This is a genomic window from Bacillus sp. LH1, from assembly GCF_057924895.1.
In genome coordinates this window covers 2,136,950-2,153,059 of the sequence record NZ_CM175007.1, presented here as the reverse complement: position 1 = coordinate 2,153,059, position 16,110 = coordinate 2,136,950, and the positions used below count along the sequence as shown (strand labels likewise).

At 34.8% G+C, this 16,110-nt stretch carries 13 protein-coding genes and 2 other annotated features; all 13 genes read right to left on the bottom strand.

The genetic code is table 11. The features are described from left to right. Positions 1-65 precede the first annotated feature (65 nt). Complete coding sequence (ileS, locus tag ACX9TM_RS11320) at positions 66-3,167, bottom strand: isoleucine--tRNA ligase (protein ID WP_072770225.1); 3,102 nt, start codon at positions 3,165-3,167, stop codon at positions 66-68. A gap of 53 nt (positions 3,168-3,220) precedes the next feature. Beyond that, positions 3,221-3,461, bottom strand: a binding site (T-box leader). A 92-nt stretch (positions 3,462-3,553) separates the two neighbouring features. Further along, positions 3,554-7,756 carry a bacteriocin-processing peptidase family protein gene (locus ACX9TM_RS11315; RefSeq protein WP_065382337.1) on the bottom strand — a complete coding sequence of 1,401 codons (4,203 nt, stop codon included), beginning with the start codon at positions 7,754-7,756 and terminating at the stop codon, positions 3,554-3,556. A 282-nt stretch (positions 7,757-8,038) separates the two neighbouring features. Then, complete coding sequence (locus ACX9TM_RS11310; protein WP_306299079.1) at positions 8,039-8,620, bottom strand: exonuclease/endonuclease/phosphatase family protein; 582 nt, start codon at positions 8,618-8,620, stop codon at positions 8,039-8,041. Positions 8,621-8,735: 115 nt separating this feature from the next. Further along, on the bottom strand, positions 8,736-8,954 hold the full coding sequence (locus tag ACX9TM_RS11305) for a hypothetical protein (RefSeq protein ID WP_000498601.1): 219 nt from the start codon (positions 8,952-8,954) through the stop codon (positions 8,736-8,738). 29 nt (positions 8,955-8,983) lie between these two features. Then, positions 8,984-9,313: a DUF2085 domain-containing protein gene (locus ACX9TM_RS11300; RefSeq protein WP_000621475.1), complete on the bottom strand. Its 330-nt coding sequence runs from the start codon at positions 9,311-9,313 to the stop codon at positions 8,984-8,986. A gap of 112 nt (positions 9,314-9,425) precedes the next feature. After that, entirely contained in the window at positions 9,426-11,114 is a 1,689-nt protein-coding gene (gene argS / locus ACX9TM_RS11295; protein WP_065382336.1) for an arginine--tRNA ligase, read from the bottom strand. Positions 11,115-11,159: 45 nt separating this feature from the next. Continuing rightward, positions 11,160-11,374, bottom strand: a binding site (T-box leader). Positions 11,375-11,414: 40 nt separating this feature from the next. Then, positions 11,415-12,191, bottom strand: coding sequence for a class I SAM-dependent methyltransferase (locus ACX9TM_RS11290; RefSeq protein WP_000637459.1), 777 nt, complete (start codon positions 12,189-12,191; stop codon positions 11,415-11,417). A gap of 49 nt (positions 12,192-12,240) precedes the next feature. Next, the gene (locus tag ACX9TM_RS11285) at positions 12,241-12,675 is read right to left on the bottom strand and encodes a BrxA/BrxB family bacilliredoxin (protein ID WP_000063706.1); all 435 of its coding nucleotides are present in this window, start codon (positions 12,673-12,675) and stop codon (positions 12,241-12,243) included. A gap of 83 nt (positions 12,676-12,758) precedes the next feature. Continuing rightward, the gene (locus ACX9TM_RS11280) at positions 12,759-13,142 is read right to left on the bottom strand and encodes a thiol-disulfide oxidoreductase DCC family protein (protein ID WP_000634884.1); all 384 of its coding nucleotides are present in this window, start codon (positions 13,140-13,142) and stop codon (positions 12,759-12,761) included. A gap of 3 nt (positions 13,143-13,145) precedes the next feature. After that, positions 13,146-14,273 (bottom strand): conserved virulence factor C family protein, encoded by a 1,128-nt coding sequence (locus tag ACX9TM_RS11275; RefSeq protein WP_065382586.1) that lies wholly within the window; start codon positions 14,271-14,273, stop codon positions 13,146-13,148. A gap of 248 nt (positions 14,274-14,521) precedes the next feature. After that, entirely contained in the window at positions 14,522-14,857 is a 336-nt protein-coding gene (locus tag ACX9TM_RS11270; protein ID WP_000982018.1) for a single-stranded DNA-binding protein, read from the bottom strand. A 161-nt stretch (positions 14,858-15,018) separates the two neighbouring features. After that, positions 15,019-15,273 carry a DUF4318 domain-containing protein gene (locus ACX9TM_RS11265; protein ID WP_000975138.1) on the bottom strand — a complete coding sequence of 85 codons (255 nt, stop codon included), beginning with the start codon at positions 15,271-15,273 and terminating at the stop codon, positions 15,019-15,021. Positions 15,274-15,378: 105 nt separating this feature from the next. After that, positions 15,379-16,110 carry a Bax inhibitor-1/YccA family protein gene (locus tag ACX9TM_RS11260; RefSeq protein WP_001260655.1) on the bottom strand — a complete coding sequence of 244 codons (732 nt, stop codon included), beginning with the start codon at positions 16,108-16,110 and terminating at the stop codon, positions 15,379-15,381.

Here is a 16,110-nt window from a genome sequence, read left to right as displayed (position 1 = left end):
TATAGTCAAATAAATTCTAATCATACAAAAAAGGAAGTTGGAATCATTCCAACTTCCTTTTTTCTTTAATTAGCTGCACTTAATTTAATTCTAAGTTTTGTTTCACCTAAAGAAAGTTCATCATCTTCGTTCGTTAAGTGACCAAATGTAAATTGTTTAACGAGTAAGTTTTCTTCCAATAAATCTTTATGGTTCGTTAACGTTCGCTGTAGTTCTTCTTCTGTATCAAGAATAATATCGACTCGTAAATTAACTGGTAAATTCAACTGTTTACGGTATTCTTGAACCGCACGAATGAATTCACGCGCTACTCCTTCTTGTAACAATTCTTCCGTTACATTCGTATCTAACATAACTGTATATTGTCCGTTAGTCGTATTAGAGAATCCTGATTTTGCAACTTTCTCAACTAACACATCTTCAGCAGTTACAACTACTTCTCCTTCTGGTGTTGCTTCGTAAACTGCTCTTCCTGTTGATACAAAGTTTTGTACTTCTTCTTGTGATAATTGTTTTAGCCAACCATTCACTGCATTCACATTTTTACCGAATTTTGGCCCCGCTGTTTTAAAATTAAGCTTCAATTGATATGATGTGTATTTTGTTTCATCGAGTTCAACATGGAACGCTTTTACATTTAACTCATCCATAACGATATCACGATAAGATTCCCAATCCATATCATTCTCGTTATGCTCAAGTAATACAAGTTCTGCTAGCGGCTGTTTTACTTTTAAAGAATGCTGATTACGGTTACTTCTTCCAAGTTCAACAACTTGTAAAACAGCATCCATTTCCGCTTCTAATTTTGGTTGAAGTAGTGATTCATTTACAACTGGATAATCGGCTAAATGAACGCTGCTTCCTTCTATATTTAGATGAATGTCTTCCGCGACAAACGGTGTAAATGGTGCAATTAATTTACTAATTGTTACAAGCACTTCATGAAGTGTCTCATACGCAGCTGCTTTCTCAGCGTTCATACCAGATTCCCAGAAACGATTACGTGAGCGTCTTACATACCAGTTACTCACTTCATCTACAAGTGCTGCAATTTCACGAGCTGCATTCGTAAATTGATAATCATCAAGTGCAGTTCTCACTTTTTTCGTTGTACTATGCAATCTTGATAATACCCATTCGTCTAATTTCGTAAGCTTTACATCATACGTTTCTTTGGGATTATACTCATCTAAATTTGCATATAAAACGTAGAAGCTATACACATTGACTAATGTATCTACAAATTTAGATTTCGCTTCCAGTACTGTTCTTTCAGAAAAACGCTTCGCATTCCACGGGGCACTATCAACAAGTAAAGCCCATCTTAGCGCATCTGCACCAAATTTATCTACTAAATCAACTGGATCTAGTGCATTTCCTTTGCTTTTAGACATTTTCTGCCCTACTTCATCTAAAACATGCCCTAGTGATAACACTCGTTTATACGGTACTTTTCCTGTATATAGTGCTGATACTGCTAATAAACTATAAAACCAGCCGCGTGTTTGATCAATTCCTTCTGCAATAACATCCGCTGGAAACTGCTCTTCAAATAACTCTTTATTTTCAAATGGGTAATGATATTGTGCAAATGGCATAGAACCACTATCAAACCAAACATCAATCACTTCTGGTGTACGATTCATTGTGCCTCCGCATTTCCCGCAGCAGACTTGCACTTCATCTACATAAGGCTTATGCAATTCCAAATCTTCTGGTGTTTCTTTCGTACTATTCTTTCTTAATTCGGCAATGCTTTTCGGTGCGAACTGATGATCACAACTTTCACATTCCCATACATTCAATGGCGTTCCCCAATATCTATTTCGGCTAATATTCCAGTCCACCATATTTTCTAAAAACTTACCAAAGCGCCCATGTTTCATATGATCCGGATACCAAGTAACAGAATCATTATTTTGTAAAAATGTATCTTTAATTGCAGTTGTTCGGATTAACCAACTTTCTCCTGCATAATAAAGTAGTGGTGAATCACAACGCCAGCAATGCGGATAGCTATGTTCATATTTTTCTTTATGATACAGTAAACCTTCCTTCGCTAAATAACGAACGATATCCACGTCACAATCTTTTACAAATTTCCCTTTCAAAAATGGTACTGCCTCTGTATACTCACCTTTTTCATCTACAACGTGCAAGAATGACAATCCTTCACTTTGAACAACTCTATAATCGTCCTCTCCATATGCTGGAGCAATATGAACAAGTCCTGTACCACTATCTCCCGTTACAAAATCTGCTGCAATAACGCGGTAACCATTTGTAACTTCTTTCATCGGAAATGGCGCTGTATAAGATGTGTTTAATAATTCTTCGCCTTTATGAACAGATAATACTTCATAGTTCTCTTTTAATACTTCTTGTACACGTTCTTTCGCAACAATGTATACATGACTTTCTTGTTTTGCTTTAACGTATTCCATATTTGGATGGACAGCAAGCGCAACGTTTGCTGGAAGTGTCCAAGGTGTCGTTGTCCAACCTAAGAAATACTCATTTTCACTATCTTTCACTTTAAACTTCACAGTTGCACTTAAATCTTTTACTGTTTTATACCCTTGTGCAACCTCATGTGAGCTCAATGAGGTTTGGCAGCTTGGGCAGTATGGTGAAACTCTATGTCCTTTATATAACAATCCTTTTTCATGGATTGTCCCCAAAATATGCCATACACTTTCGATATATGGATTCTTTAAAGTTACATACGGATCATCCATATCTACCCAATAACCAATACTTTCAGTGAATTCGCGCCACTGCTTCTCATATGTGAAAACACTCTCTTTACACTTTTGAATAAATGGTTCAATGCCATATTCTTCGATCTCATGTTTACCAGAAATACCAAGTTGCTTCTCAACGCCTAATTCTACAGGTAAACCATGTGTATCCCATCCTGCTTTTCTTAACACTTTATAACCAGCCATCGTTTTATATCTTGCTACTAAGTCTTTAATTGTTCGTCCAAGTGCATGACCTACATGCGGTAGTCCGTTCGCCGTTGGTGGTCCTTCATAAAATACGAAAGACTGTGCGCCTTCTCGATTCTGAATTGATTGTTCGAAAATATTTTGTTCGTTCCACTGTTTGCGAATTCGCATTTCTCTTCCTACAGCTGATTCTTTTACATCTACTTTTTCCATATACAATCACTCCTTTGAATATTTTAAAGCACACAAAAAACCCGTCCCTATAAAGTAGGGACGGGTTTACCCGCGATACCACCCTAATTCTATTAGCTTTTTCACTAATAGCACTTAGCAACGTACTATCATACGTGTTCTTTGTAACGGTAGACATCCGTCCGGGCTTACTTACTTTCAGCCTCGGCTCCTCGGAGATGATTTTCAAATAACGTCTGCACACCGGCTTTCAGCAATATACCGGCTCTCTGGAGAACAGCTCACTATTTTACTCTTTCTCGTCTTCAGATTTGTATACTTTGTTAAAAGTTATTTTATGCCATTTAGCAACTAATTGTCAACTAATTCAAAATATATCCTTATCTTTTTCCCCTATTCTTATACAATTACTTTTCAAACTCTCGCAATGCTGCTAAATTTTCATCATCCTCAATAAGTTCAGCAAAGAATCCCGATTCATCCTCACGAAGGACAAATTCAAGCTCTTCCTTCGCCTCTTCATTTCTATTTAACTGTGCTAAATAACAAGCTCGATCATATCTTGCTAACAAATCACTCGCGTCAATTATTAATACTTCATTTGTTATTTTTTCTGCCTTTATCGTTTGGCCGGCACCATGATATGAAGATGCTAAAGAAAGAAGAATTGCTGTTTCATTTGGATGATGTATAGAAGCATTTTCTAATACATGAATTGCCTCTTCAAACCTTTCTTGACTTTGATATATTTCTCCTAAAGCAAGAAATGCTCTACTTACAAACGGTGTTTGCTCTGTTAATTGCAAGATAATCTTTTCTGCTTTTCTTTCTTCCCCTGCTTTAAAAAATACTTGTGCTTGCAGAAGAAGAGTATCATAATCATCTGGTAGTTCTCGAACCATTTGTTTCGTTAATTCCAAAGCATCTCTTAACATATCTTCTTCCTCGCACTCAACGAAAAGATTTACAAGTTGCTTCGCTACGTCATAATCCCATTTATTTTCTAGTGACGTGTGCAGAATCTCTATTGCTTCTTTATTCATCTCTACATTCTCATAAAATAGCGCAAATCGCTGTGCTGCCATACTATTTTTCGGATTTAACTTTAAAGAGATTTCATATAAATCAATTATCATAGTAACCATTGAAATTTCTTTCGCACGATTTTTCATACGATAAAAAGCTCTCGTAATGATAGATCGTTTTGGCTGTTCATGCAGCTGGCGTTCAATCCATATTTCCGTAACCGCAGCTGCAGCATACATGAATGCTGTACTCCTTTCTGCTTTTTTCACCTTTAACGTATGAAGAAAATCTCGTATGTTAGACAATTTTTTATGTTGCTCTACTGCTTTTACATAAACATCAAATATACGTTCATTATCAAAATCTTTTTGTATTACTTTCATTGCAACTTCAATTGCTTTTACATTTCTTTTTTTCACTAATACTTTTGCATAATGATATAGAACTTCTATATGCTCACCATCTAATTGTAGTGCGTATTCAACCTGTGCTTGTTCTTTATCTATTTCATTCATCGCTCCGTACACATATGCAATCGCATCTAAACGCCATATTTCAGGTACTTCGTCCACTAATTGTTCTAGTTCAGTCAGCAATTCTTCCTGAAGATTCATATCTACTGAAAGCTGTGCTAAATATTCCATATTAATATGCAACGGCTCTTCTTTCATCGCCTGAACCATATGACTTTGTTCTTTAGAACGGTTTTCTTCTTTTTCGTATATTTCCGCAAGCTGTAAATGTACACCTACGAAATTCCCATCAAGCTCTAAACATGTTTCATACGCTTGTTTTGCTTCCGTCAATTGCCCTAATGCCATAAGTGTTTCACCAATTCGGTAATACGGTAATGCCGTTTCCATTTGTTCTATCGCCTTATTATATCTTTTCATCGCTTGGCCGTACTGTCCAATAGATTCATATAAAATACCTGCATAACAACCGTACTCACTTACTTCATTTCTTTCTTTGTGTAACGTTCTTAAAAATGCTATACCTCGTTGTACAAATTCCGTTCCTTTAATTCGATTCACATATTCATCTAACGCACTTGCTACATTATAATCACTTTTCTTTATACCATTTTCTAACTTAGATAGTGCTACTTTAAACCCTTCTTCATTTCCACCAAGTTCAATTTCAGCATCCCATAAAACCATTCCTGCATTCATGAGGAAATCTTGGCTCTTTTCAATTTGCTTCTCAAGACCAAGTATATATTCTTTTGCTTCCTTATATTGTTCTCTTGCCATATAAACTTGTGTAAGTCCGAAGTGAGAATAAACATCCTCATCATTTTCTTCTAAAGCACGCTTATACAATACTTCTGCTTCTTCCAAGCTATCATTTTGAAAATGATAATCACCTAATTTTACGTAAAGAGGTGCTTTATCATCACAATTCTCAATACCGTTTAATAAAATTTCTTTCGCACTTTCCTCATCCTTCAAATCAGATTCGTATATTTCCGAAAGTTTCGTATAAATGTAAGGTGCATTACTATCCAAACGAATCGCTACTTTAAGCCCTTTTATTGCTAAATATAATTTCCCTAGTTGATGTGCACATCTCGCTCGTTCATACCATACATGCGCTTCATATTTATACTCTTTTAACAAGTCATTAAAGATTTCATATGCTTCTTCATATCTTTCTAAATCTATTAATATTAAACCGTGATTTGTTAAAGTGAACCTTTCAGGACTACGCTCTAACGCAACTTGAGAGTATTGCAATGCTTTTTCAGATTGATCAATATACATATAGGATAAAGCGAGAAAACTCCAAGCAATAGGCTGATCTGCGTCTAATTGTAACGATGAACGAAAGCTTGAAATCGCTTCTATATAACTTTCCTGCTCAAAAGCATATCTTCCATTTATTAAATGATATAAAGCACGATTATTTTTCTTCTCAACGCTTGTCAGCATTTGCTCCGCTTTCTCTACTTCTTGAAGACGAATAAAACACTGTGCACCATGCAATTTAACAAAGTCCGAGTTCGGAAACTTTTCCATTAACTTATCGATACAATATAAAATAAATTCTTTATCTACTTCAACATCTAAGTGCTTTATCGTATATAACCACGTATTTGGATTATCACTCGTTTCTTTTAAAAATTGTACTAAGTTACTAATCCCCTCTTTGTCATGTTCATCTAAATGATCCGTAAGAGAAAAAATAGATTTAAAGTAACGATTTTCTTCCTCACTTAGAAACGCTAGTTGCTCCTTCTTTTCTTTCGGAACAAACGTGATTGCTAAACAGCCTGTATAACGATATTTTTCTTGTAATTTACTATATTCCACAAGAACTGGTTCTATAAAGTTTGGATCTTGAACATAGAAAGCTTGCAATGTATCATCATATCCAGATAGAACTTGTACGTGTGAAGCATGCTCAATATCTATACTTAATAAAACAGGAATTCCTTCATCAATCAGTCTCTTATAATTCTCTTCATTCCCTTTAAAATAACGATATTCATAACCTAATTCTTCTAAATAAGAAACAGTATCTGAAAACTTCGAACCTGTCATATCAAAAATAAACTCTGCTATTTCATCTTGTGTACGTTTCTCTCCCCATATACGCAACATCATCTCTAAACTTGTCGGAACACAATAATTATCCTTTTGTACAATAGGAACTATCGGCAAGTGAACCTTTTTTCCATCCGGATTTTTTTCTAAATTATGATATAAAGATTCTTTTAAACTCTTTTCTTCTTTTAATAGTTTTTGTAAATCTGCAAATTTATTCATTTTGTACAGTGCTTCTGCACGTAAATGTACAAAGTAAGTATTATAGGCATGATACGGCAGCTGAGTATTTATGTTATCTATTACCGCTAACATCTCTTCATATCGCTCTAAATCTAATAAATACTTTATCTTCTCAAAATGAAAATATGGTACTTGTGGGAATTTTACAATTGCATCATCGATTAACTGTATCGCGCGTTTTTGTTCTCCTTTATTCGCATACAATTGTGATAATAAATAGGTAGATAACTCTTCACAATCTTTATGCTGCATGCCAGCAATAAATTGTTCTTCCGCTTTCTCCCATTCACCTGTATGCATATAAACGTAGCCCCATTTATCAAACACTGCGCGTGCACTGTACTCCTCTGCTTTTTGCATATACATTAACGCTTCTTCGTTTCGTTTCATTTCTAAAAGACATCGTACTAACGTAAAATATGTTTTCGCTAAAAAATCTGCATCTATTTCTTTTTTATTACTCTCTTCTAAAGTTTCTTTTAACAGCTGCTCTGCTTCAAGAATTTTCCGCTCATCAATTAACTCATCACAATATAAAGAGAGCGTTCTCATATTTGGGAATTTTTTATAAGCGTAACGAATGAGGAATGAACTGTATTGGTGCATAAGCCCTTCATCAGTAAGACGAATTAATATATCGAACTCCTTATGCGAAGGAATATTGGCAAGCCAATTCTTCACATAGGATAAAGTATTCGTTTCTTTTATATATGCAATTTCATTATTTATTTCCTGTAATCCATCTACAAATCTCTTGTCTTTTAAACAAGTTTCTAACTGCTTAAAATCTAGCATGCATTCACCTCGAATTTATATTTATACTGCTACTTGCTTAGATTTTACACACCATATAGTATGTATTCAACTAAAATCTCTTATAATGGATAGTATTAATTAATATTATTCAAATTTATAACAAAATATAGTAAAAATGATTGTCTTTCTCTGTATTTTGTTTGATTATATAGAATAACGTAACATGTGTATCCTATCTTTTGTTAGTTAAAAACAGTACATGAAATTATATCGGCGATTATACGGTGAATATCGACTTACCAACAAAAAATGACATTTTTCTCATTCATTAAATTTCAACTCTACAAAAACACTGTAATGATCACTAGGAAACACACCAGTTGAAGTTAGTACCGAATCCCCAAATATAGATACGTTTTCAATCGTAGGAAATTCAAATGCGGCATTTTCTTGTATCATGACCCAATCATATCTTTTTTCTTGCTTTACATCACCTTTTAAATTCGGATTCTTTCTATAATCTAAAGTTGGTTGAGCTATCATGTTCTCTTCGATTTCTTTAAACTGAGCTACATCTATCCAATGCTTCCGAATTAAGTATTGATGCACCATTGAATATGGATCATCATTAAAATCACCACATAATAATTCGTAATCACTTACTTTATTTGTAATCCAATTATTCACGGCATTCATTTGTTCTTGTCTTTTTCTATTAGATTTCCAATTTAAATGAACATTCGTAACTCCTAAATTGCAACCTTTATATGTAAACATGATTCGAATAGCACAATAATTTGATTCATCTATATCAGTTTCCCAAATTGCTTCTTCATCTATAATAGGTATTTTACTTAAAAAGGCTAATCCTTCATCTGGAGAATCAGGGTACTCCTTAAATATACAAAACTAAAGTTCTCTATATAATAGCCGTATTCCTACACTTTTCTTAAAATTTCAAAGCAAAAAAGCTAGTGTATTTTTAATAATACACTAGCTTTTTATTTGGAAGAAAAATTTAACAAGTACAATCACAATCAAAACAATCCGTACAGTCTAAATCGTCACAATCTGCTTTTCTCTTTCTTTTGTTTCTTTTAAGATAATAATACAGTAGCCCAAACAATAGTATACAAATAACAAAAGCTATTATTGCTTCTGTATACTTATTTTGAATCATAAAACCAATTCCACTTCCGCCTGAAATAAAAATTAGAATTAAGTAAATCCAGAACATCTATGTAAATACCTCCATTACTATATATCTTAAGATAATATCCATATAACACTAGAGGAAATGAATAATCCCATACCATTACCGCTTAATACACCAGTAGTTATTCTTAGCAAATTTGAGCTACTTCTCCATTTCCACTTTTGGGTGAACCCATCGATAAGTAACGGAATTTGAGCGAAAAATGATAGTATGATTGCCAAAAGAAATGAAGGTGTCATATAAAAATAAATTGGAAACATTAAAATACCAATAAGCATGCCTGTACAACGCGCACATAAAGGTATGTACTTTTGTAGTTTAAAAAAACTCCTATCTAATCTTCTATGACAAGGAATTTGTAAAATAAAAGTTCGAATCAATATGAATCACCCTCTCTAAAAAGATTTTAATTGATTTTGCAAAAAAAATATATATCCAATAAAAAAACAAACCAGGTTTATACTAGACCCAGTTTGTCAGTTTACTACTATGTTACATTTCCTCAGGTGCCTCCACCCCAAGTAAACGTAATCCTTCTTTTAATACAACCGTCACAGCATAAACCAATGCGAGTCTGCTGTCTTTTTCTTTGCTCTCTTCTAATATACGAACATTACCGTAATATTTATTGAATGATTGTGCTACATCTAATATATATTTCGAAATAATCGATGGCTCATTTTTATTGAAAGCTGCTTCAATTATTTGCGGGAATTTATTTAGTAATTTTACGACACTCCAGCTATGATCGTCTTTTAAAGCAAATGTACATGTTTCAAATTCTACACTTTCTTTTCTTAAAATAGAACAAGCACGTGCATGTGTGTACTGTACGTAAGGTCCTGTTTCTCCTTCAAATTTCAGCATATTTTCTAATGAGAATTCGATATTATGCATACGCTCATTTTTTAAATCGTGGAAGATGACTGCACCAACACCGACTTGCTTTGCTACTTCTTCTTTCTGTTTTAAGTTTGGATTTTTCTCTTCAATATTTTGTTTTGCAAGTTCGATTGCTTCTTCGAGTACTTCTTCAAGTAAAATAACTCTTCCTTTACGTGTCGACATTTTCTTACCATCTTTTAAAATGAAGCCAAACGGTACGTGTTCCATACCATCAACCCAAGTATAGCCAAGTTTTTTTAATACGGTGAAAAATTGATTGAAATGTAAGCTTTGTTCTGGACCAACAACATATAGCGCTTTATCAAACCCATAAGTGTTTTGACGATATAAAGCTGCCGTTAAGTCACGCGTTGCATAAATCGTCGTACCATCTGATTTTCTAATTAAACAAGGCGGCATTCCTTCTTCTTCTAAATTAACGACTAATGCACCTTCTGATTGTTCAAGCAACTCATGTTCTTCTAAAATCCCAATAAAATCTTCCATTAAATTATTATAAAATGCTTCTCCCTGAAAATTAGTAAATTCTACGCCGAGAAGTTCATAAATGCGAGAAAATTCTTTAAGGGACTCATGACGAAACCAATTCCAAAGTTCTACCGCTTCTTCATCACCTTCTTCTAGTTTCTTAAACCAAGCACGTCCTTCTTCTTCTAGTTCTTCGTCGTCTTTTACCTCTTCATGGAATTGGACATATAACTTAAATAGCTCACGTATTGGATCTTCTTTAACTACTGCTTCATTTCCCCATTTTTTATAAGCCGTAATTAACTTTCCAAACTGTGTTCCCCAATCTCCTATATAATTAATCCCTACAACTTCATAGCCACATTTTTCAGCGATATGTTTCAGCGAATTTCCTATCATTGTAGAACGTAAATGCCCCATCGAAAAAGGTTTCGCGATATTAGGAGAGGAATAATCAATTACTACTGTTTTTTCACAGCCAAAGTGGTTTTGACCGAACTCTTCTTTCTCCGCTAAAACTGTTTTTAATACTGCATCACTTACAGTTTCACGATTGAAAAATACATTTACATAAGGACCAACGGCTTCTACTTTCGTAAAAAACGGATCATTGAATTTCTCAGCAACTTCCTTTGCGATAAGAGCTGGTGCTTTTTTATATTGCTTCGCTAATGAAAAGCATGGGAACGCTGCATCTCCAAATTCATCTTGTTTCGGTGTTTCAATTAAATCTAAAATTTGTTTTTGCGTTAATTCATTCGTGAAAATATTAGATAAACTTTCCGCAAACTGCATTTTATAATCCATGATACAACCTCCTTATTTTTTAAAACACAAAAAACTCGTCTCTAAAAAAGAGACGAGTTTTAACCCGTGGTACCACCCTTGTTGTTCGTTACGAACCACTTTCCCGTTTATAACGAGGACAGGGGGCCTCGGCTTTCTCTACTATTCGTTCAAGAAGCATCTCCGAAGTGCGCTTCATCTTTTTCTTCCGTACTAGGCTCACACCATCCCTAGCTCGCTTTCCTTCTAAAAAAGACTACTCTCTTCATCACAGACAGTATATTTAATTAATTATTGCTTATTATACATCTTTTCAAACAATTAGCAAGGGTCAATTACACCAAAGTGAAACTTAGCACTTTTTCTTTTGTATACATAAAAATTGTGTTTTTCAAATCTAGAACTACGAAAATGATCTTTTAAAACGACACGTTTTCTCGCCACTCGTTTTGCCTCCGCAATTGTTTCGTCAGTAATATCATGATACAAAGCGAAGTGTTTTAATCCTTTAATTCCATCGGATTCTATGACAGTTTCTTCAAACATCGGATCAAGGTAAACGACATCGTAACTATTGTCTTCACATTGCGCTAAAAATGAAAAATGCTCCGTTTGCTTTACTTGGATTCTTTGCATTGCTTCATCAATTTCAGAAACAGATGAAGACCATGTTTTCAAACCATTTTCCATAATATAAGCCATATACTCATTGCCTTCAAGTCCTGTTACTTTTCCGCTTTCCCCAACAACATAACTAGCTACAATACTATCTGATGCCATCCCGAGCGTACAATCTAACACTGTCATTCCTCTCTCTAATTGCGTGGCTTGTACAAACGGATCGTGTTCTCCACGCATTAACCTTTTCACACGAAACATCGCTGAGTTCGGATGAAAGAAAAACGATTCTTCCGTACCTTTTGGATAAATAGCTAATCGGTTCTTCCCTACGACAAGCACATCTTGTTCATACTGCTCATGTAGCTTATGTACCGGTATGTCATTACGTTTAACGAAAGAAGCATTTAATTCTGCTGCTACCTCGTTTGCATAATCTGTCATTTCTTTGTTCGTTCTTCCTGCTGTTGTTACGATCATTGTTTCACCTCTATATAAAGAAAAGAGGGAGATTTACTCTCCCCCTTCTTTAGCAATTCTTTTCGAAAGCTTGTTCTAAGTTCGTAATAATTTCGTCCATAGTTGCACCTTCAATTTCATGACGGTGAATAAAGTGAACAACTTCTTTTCCTTTTAATAATGCCATAGATGGTGAAGATGGAGGAATTTCTCCGAAGTATTCACGCATTTTTGCAGTAGCATCTTTATCTTGACCTGCGAATACAGTTACAAGATGATCAGGTTGTTTTTCAGCACGAACAACCGCTTGACCTGCTGATGGACGTGCTAAACCAGCTGCACAACCACAAACAGAGTTTACAACTACTAAAGTTGTACCTGATGTATTTTCCATAAATTCTGTTACAGCTTCTTCTGTAGTTAACTCTTCAAACCCAGAACGCACTAACTCTTGGCGCATTGGGATTACCATTTGGCGCATGTATTCTTCATAAGCATTTGACATCTTGTAATCTCTCCTTCAACTTTCATTCCAAATTCATCATATCACGCTCTATTAATAGGTGCAAAAGAAAGATAACGATGATTTCATTTTTTTGTAGGGATTTCACAAACCCCACCGCGGCAATGTCCCACTGGAACAAGTTTTCTATTATTAGCGATATAATCGTATACTTTACTTCCAAAACCAAGTACGATAGATAGCTTTATAAAAGGAACTGCAAACCAATAAGATGGAACGGCCTTTGCTAATACATCTATGCTCTGAATACCGTCATACCACTTATTATTTTTAAAAATATACAGTCTTTGTTCCATCTTACTTTGTAGTTCTTGAGAAAGCTCATACTTCTCAACTACATCTTCATTTCGAAATGAAACAAATTTCATCTTACCCTTTTTATCTAATTTTTTCGTACGTTCTGCAACGGCCGTACACATCGGACACCAACTATCATAGAAAACAATCATACATTATTCCCCTTTACGAGACTCCGTCATTTGTTTCCATACAGAACCTTTTGCTTCTTCTCCGCCTTCAATACGCTCTAATGCTAGACGTGCTTGCATGGCTACTTCAAACTCTGGATCATCTTGCGCTGCTTTTAATGCTGGAATCGCACTTTCATCTCCAAGTTCAAATAAGAACATCGCTGCACGCCAGCGTACTAATTTACTTGGATCTTTCAGAGATTTAATCATAACGAACATCGCTGCCGGATCACCTACATCTGATAAACAATCTCCTGCAGTACGGCGAACACTTACAGAGCGATCTAACAACGCTTTATATAATAACGGTAATACTTCATCACCTTTTACCATACCTAAATACGCTGTTGCTAAGCGGCGTATTGAAACTTTTTCATCATCTAACGCCATCTTCAACACTGGAATATCTTCTTCAGTAGGATCCATTTGTTCTAATGCTGCAAAACGGTTTTTCCAGTCAGAATCTTTCATCATCTCTTCTGTTACTTTATATGGCTCACGCTTTTGAATCGTTACTTCAACAGCACCCGCTTGATTTAATAATTCTTTAACCGTTTCATTTACACGTTCTTCTGAATAAGCAGCAACAATCTCTTCCACTACTTCTTTCCCAATTTCTTCAAAATTACCGTAACGTGTACTTTGTTCTACCCATTTACGCTCTTTTACAACGTTTGGTGCAGACATTTGCACTTTCATAATTGATTCTTTAAAACGATCTGGTAAACCAACACGTTCTTCCGTCGTTCCATCTGTTAACTTTACTTGCATTGGAATTGTAAAGAACATTTGAACAAACACTTTCACTTCTCCAAAATGAGCAAGTTGTTGTTCTTCACTTTCTTCCAATACTTCTTCGCCGAAAACAGCACGAACTTGTTGTAATAAAACTTTCCAGTCATACTTCGCATTTCGCTCCACTGCTAAAAAGTCGGCTACATGATATACACCTTTAATGCCTTCAATTTTCAAAATTTCTTGCACTTGTATTGGTGCTTGTTCTTTATTTTCATTTGTATAATTATTACGTGCTCCTGATGGTAATACTTCATTCAAAATAACTTTCATTGTATTTGGACTTGGCGTCGGTTCAATTGCTTTAATCTTCACGTAAAAAACTCTCCTTTATTGCATGTTCTTAGCTGTATTGTAACATGTTATCACTCTATACTCCTACTCGGATGCTTAATTTTACTACTTTCTTCCCGCTACCATACTATTTCATTATTTTTACATTTTAAATTAGGAACGGGATTTTAAAAGCTTTCGTTTCCGATGATTTTTATTTTTTATCCATTAAGTTTATTAAAATACTTTCCACAATTTTTTCCGAAGCTATTACTTAAAATCACCTTTTATTACGATGCCCCCTCCCGCCTTCTCTCCAAAAAGGTAATACTCTCAATCACAACTTCAGTTCTATATATTCTCTTGCCTTGTTCATCATCGTAATTACTAGTCTGAATACGCCCTGTAATCCCAACGAGTGATCCCTTTTTACAATATTCAGTTACATTCTCAGCCGATTTGCGCCAAACGACACAATTAATAAAATCGACTTGTTGTTCACCTAAACTATTTCGAAATCCTCTATTCACCGCAACACATATTCGTGCATAAGCGACGCCTTGTTTTGTGTAGTATAATTCTGGCTCCTTTGTCAATCTACCGATTAATACAACTCGATTCATCATAAGTTATACCACCTCACATGTTTTTCTTCATTGTAAGGAGAAATGTTTGAATGGTAAAAAGCACAAAATGATATATCCGTAAGTAAAAAGTATTATTTTAGACCTTACAAAACAAAAAAAGAAACCATACATAGTTCAAACATGTATGGTTTCAAAATTTATTACACTTCAGTACAAGATATGTAATATCCTCCGCGAGCCATCTTTATTTCAGCACGGTACATTGCATTTTCTAAGTAGAAAGTAATCGGTTTAACTTTACTCTCAAATTTTAGTCTTTCATTGCATTCAGTTGCATATCCTTCAATCGCTGAAGTAATAACTTTTGATGATGGATACGTTAAAGCTTCATCTAGTTCTATGAAAAAACTTTTAGAAAATAGTTTTTTCATAATCCCCTTCTTCTCTTTCATCATATTCCATCTCCTTCACTTCAAGTTGCTATCATCCATATTATACCATACATTCAATATATCTTTGAAAATAAAAAAATCCTGCATTTTTCATGCAGGATTTTTTTATTAGTCATTTTTCGTAAAGTACGAAACGAAACGAAGAATTTCTAAGTATAACCATACTAATGTAAGCATTAGTCCCATCGCAGTATACCACTCCATATATTTCGGAGCTTGACTACGTACACCATTTTCGATTAAATCGAAATCTAGTAATAAGTTTAATGCAGCAACTACAATAACAACTGCACTAATAATAATACCGATTGTACCACCTTGGTGAATGTATGGAACAGTTACACCAAACATATTTAGTAGAAATACGACTAAATACATAACCATAATTCCAAGTGTTGCTGCCATCACGCCTGTACGGAATTTATCCGTTACTTTTACTACGCGTGTTGCATATAACACTAACATTGCAAATAGAATTGAGATTGTTAGTAATACAGCATTTAAAACGATAGAATCGCCAAATTTCATTGTATAAACTGCTGAAATACTTCCTAACACAACCCCTTCTACCGCTGCATAGATTGGTGCACCAAAAGGTGAAATACGCGGGAAGAACATAGACGCAAATGCGATGATTGCCGCAACGATTAAAGCACCAATTAATACTGGCATCTTCATCGTCCCCTGCATCATCTGTATGTATGAATAGACAGACGTTGCAAGTAGCAAGATAAGCATAATGAACGTTTTGCCTACTGTTCCGCCAATCGTCATCGCAGAAGCACTTGCTCCCTCTTTACGGAATGCCTCTTTTTTCAACATTGGATTAGATGTTCTCAT

Bases quoted from the DNA above. Each gene is read 5' to 3' on its own strand.
- ACX9TM_RS11315 (WP_065382337.1), bottom strand. From the start codon at position 7,756: ATGCTAGATTTTAAGCAGTTAGAAACTTGTTTAAAAGACAAGAGATTT.
- ileS (WP_072770225.1), bottom strand. From the start codon at position 3,167: ATGGAAAAAGTAGATGTAAAAGAATCAGCTGTAGGAAGAGAAATGCGA.
- ACX9TM_RS11270 (WP_000982018.1), bottom strand. From the start codon at position 14,857: ATGATGAATCGAGTTGTATTAATCGGTAGATTGACAAAGGAGCCAGAA.
- ACX9TM_RS11280 (WP_000634884.1), bottom strand. From the start codon at position 13,142: ATGATTGTTTTCTATGATAGTTGGTGTCCGATGTGTACGGCCGTTGCA.
- ACX9TM_RS11305 (WP_000498601.1), bottom strand. From the start codon at position 8,954: ATGTTCTGGATTTACTTAATTCTAATTTTTATTTCAGGCGGAAGTGGA.
- ACX9TM_RS11265 (WP_000975138.1), bottom strand. From the start codon at position 15,273: ATGATGAAAGAGAAGAAGGGGATTATGAAAAAACTATTTTCTAAAAGT.
- argS (WP_065382336.1), bottom strand. From the start codon at position 11,114: ATGGATTATAAAATGCAGTTTGCGGAAAGTTTATCTAATATTTTCACG.
- ACX9TM_RS11260 (WP_001260655.1), bottom strand. From the start codon at position 16,110: ATGAGAACATCTAATCCAATGTTGAAAAAAGAGGCATTCCGTAAAGAG.
- ACX9TM_RS11290 (WP_000637459.1), bottom strand. From the start codon at position 12,191: ATGATCGTAACAACAGCAGGAAGAACGAACAAAGAAATGACAGATTAT.
- ACX9TM_RS11285 (WP_000063706.1), bottom strand. From the start codon at position 12,675: ATGTCAAATGCTTATGAAGAATACATGCGCCAAATGGTAATCCCAATG.